The following is a 2,934-nucleotide window of genomic DNA, read 5'->3' on the forward strand; positions in this document are numbered from 1 at the left end:
CGACCGCCGTCCGGGCCGACGGGGACCTGGCCGCGACCGGCGGCAGCCACACGACGCCCACGATCGCCGGCATGGCGATAGCGCTGATCGTCGCCGGCAGCGGCGCGGTCTACCTCCTGCGCCGCGAGCGGGCGGCGGCCTCCGGGGAGTGAGCGGCGGGCGGGGCGCCGCGGGGCCTGCGGGCCCCGTGGTGTTCGCCCGGGAGAGGGCCGCGTCCGTATCGGGTTTCCGCCCCGGGCGTCCGGTGCGGCAAGATGGGTGTATCTGCCCTCACGCGGCGGAGCCGCACATTGGCCCTTCTCGATTGCCGGACGGTTTCTCTTGGCTGAGTACATCTACACCATGCGCAAGACGCGCAAGGCGCACGGCGACAAGGTCATCCTCGATGACGTGACGCTGAGCTTCCTGCCCGGTGCGAAGATCGGTGTGGTCGGCCCCAACGGTGCCGGTAAGTCCACCGTCCTCAAGATCATGGCGGGCCTGGAGCAGCCGTCCAACGGCGACGCGTTCCTCACGCCCGGCTACACCGTCGGCATCCTGATGCAGGAGCCGAAGCTGGACGAGTCCAAGACCGTGCTGCAGAACGTCGAGGACGGCGTCGCGGAGATCAAGGGCAAGCTCAACCGCTTCAACGAGATCGCCGAGCTCATGGCGACCGACTACTCGGACGCCCTGCTCGACGAGATGGGCAAGCTCCAGGAGGAGCTCGACCACGCCAACGCCTGGGACCTCGACGCCCAGCTGGAGCAGGCCATGGACGCCCTGGGCTGCCCGCCCGGCGACTGGCCGGTCGTCAACCTCTCCGGTGGCGAGAAGCGCCGCGTCGCGCTCTGCAAGCTGCTGCTCGAGGCCCCCGACCTGCTGCTCCTCGACGAGCCCACCAACCACCTCGACGCCGAGTCGGTGAACTGGCTGGAGCAGCACCTCTCCAAGTATGCGGGCACCGTCGTGGCGATCACCCACGACCGGTACTTCCTCGACAACGTGGCCGAGTGGATCCTGGAGCTCGACCGCGGCCGCGCGCTCGCCTACGAGGGCAACTACTCCACCTACCTGGAGAGCAAGCAGGCCCGCCTGAAGGTGGAGGGCCAGAAGGACGCGAAGCGCGCCAAGCGCCTCAAGGAAGAGCTGGAGTGGGTCCGCTCCAACGCCAAGGGCCGTCAGGCCAAGTCCAAGGCGCGCCTCGCCCGTTACGAGGAGATGGCGGCCGAGGCCGACAAGATGCGGAAGCTGGACTTCGAGGAGATCCAGATCCCGCCGGGCCCGCGCCTGGGCTCCATCGTCGTCGAGGTCAACAACCTCTCCAAGGCCTTCGGCGAGAAGGTCCTCATCGACGACCTGTCCTTCACCCTGCCGCGCAACGGCATCGTGGGCGTCATCGGCCCGAACGGCGCCGGCAAGACCACGCTGTTCAAGATGATCCAGGGCCTGGAGACCCCGGACTCCGGTTCGATCAAGGTCGGCGAGACCGTCAAGATCTCGTACGTCGACCAGAGCCGCGCCAACATCGACCCCAAGAAGACGCTGTGGGCCGTCGTCTCCGACGAGCTGGACTACATCAACGTCGGCCACGTCGAGATGCCCTCGCGCGCCTACGTCTCCGCGTTCGGCTTCAAGGGCCCGGACCAGCAGAAGCCGGCCGGCGTGCTCTCCGGCGGTGAGCGCAACCGCCTCAACCTGGCGCTGACCCTCAAGCAGGGCGGCAACCTGCTGCTCCTCGACGAGCCGACCAACGACCTCGACGTCGAGACCCTCTCCTCCCTGGAGAACGCCCTGCTCGACTTCCCGGGCGCCGCAGTGGTCGTCTCCCACGACCGCTGGTTCCTGGACCGGGTGGCCACGCACATCCTGGCCTACGAGGGCGACTCGAAGTGGTTCTGGTTCGAGGGCAACTTCGAGTCCTACGAGAAGAACAAGATCGAGCGTCTCGGCCCGGACGCGGCCCGTCCGCACCGCGCCACCTACAAGAAGCTCACCCGGGGCTGATCGTGGCGCGTCACCTCTACTCCTGCCCCCTGCGCTGGTCGGACATGGACGCCTTCGGCCATGTGAACAACGCGGTCTTCATCCGTTACCTCGAAGAGGCGCGGATCGACTTCATGTTCCGGCTGGCGCCGGGGGAGGGGAGCACGTCGTTCCAGGGCGGGTCCGTCGTGGCCCGGCACGAGATCGACTACCTGCGCCCCCTGGTGCACCGGCATGCGCCGGTGACCGTGGAGACGTGGGTGACGCGGCTCGGCGCCGCGTCCCTGACCGTCGCCTACGAGGTCAAGGACGAGGAGCACGTCTACGTCCGCGCCAGCACCGTCGTCGTCCCCTTCGACTTCGAGGCGGGCCGCCCCCGGCGGATCACCGCCGAGGAGCGGATGTTCCTGGAGGAGTTCCGGGACGAGGAGGAGGCCGGCGGCGGCCGCGGTGACGCGTCCCCCAAGGAGGCCGTCGCCGTATGACGGGGCTCCAGCCTCCCGCCGGGCAGCGGCTGCGGTTCGCCGATGCCGGGGAGACGGCCGACCTGGTCGCCTTCCTGGCCCGGCTGATCCACTACGACCGGGCCGCCGTGGTCCGGCTGCAGGCCGCCGGCGGGGTGCTCGGCGTCTTCGGCCGCCCGCCCTCCTTCGAGGTGCTGGCGGTCCGCACGGCCCGGCTGGCCCACGGCGGGGCGCTGGACGTCACCGTCTCGGCCGGGCAGCTCGCCGACGCCCTGGACGCGGCGCCCGCCGCCCCCTCGGGCGAGCTGGAGATCACCGTCCCCGGTGCCGTCACCGGCCCGCCCTGGGCCGGGGTGCTGCCGCCCCGCGGCGGCTGGCAGCGCGTGGAGGGCCTTCCCGGCCAGGAGGTTCTGAGGAGCGCGGTCGGCGCGGCGGTCGCGGAGTTCCGCGCCCGCGACGAGGCGCTGCCCGAGCAGCGCCGCACCCGGGTCGAGCGCGACCGCAT

3 protein-coding genes and 1 pseudogene are annotated in these 2,934 nt (G+C 70.5%); all 4 read left to right on the forward strand.

Going from position 1 to position 2,934, the window contains the following annotated elements; translation table 11 throughout:
- Positions 1 to 26: 26 nt before the first annotated feature.
- Entirely contained in the window at positions 27 to 152 is a 126-nt protein-coding gene (locus tag V7793_RS35975; protein ID WP_336013885.1) for an LAETG motif-containing sortase-dependent surface protein, read from the forward strand.
- A gap of 169 nt (positions 153 to 321) precedes the next feature.
- Positions 322 to 1,986 (forward strand): energy-dependent translational throttle protein EttA, encoded by a 1,665-nt coding sequence (gene ettA, locus V7793_RS35980; RefSeq protein WP_336013884.1) that lies wholly within the window; start codon positions 322 to 324, stop codon positions 1,984 to 1,986.
- A 2-nt stretch (positions 1,987 to 1,988) separates the two neighbouring features.
- Positions 1,989 to 2,450 carry a thioesterase family protein gene (locus V7793_RS35985; protein WP_168093201.1) on the forward strand — a complete coding sequence of 154 codons (462 nt, stop codon included), beginning with the start codon at positions 1,989 to 1,991 and terminating at the stop codon, positions 2,448 to 2,450.
- Positions 2,447 to 2,934, forward strand: a pseudogene (locus tag V7793_RS35990) (hypothetical protein); the annotation flags it as partial. The gene V7793_RS35985 and the pseudogene V7793_RS35990, both read left to right, overlap by 4 nt.

This window comes from Streptomyces sp. KLMMK, assembly GCF_036961605.1.
Taxonomy (GTDB): domain Bacteria; phylum Actinomycetota; class Actinomycetes; order Streptomycetales; family Streptomycetaceae; genus Streptomyces; species Streptomyces telluris.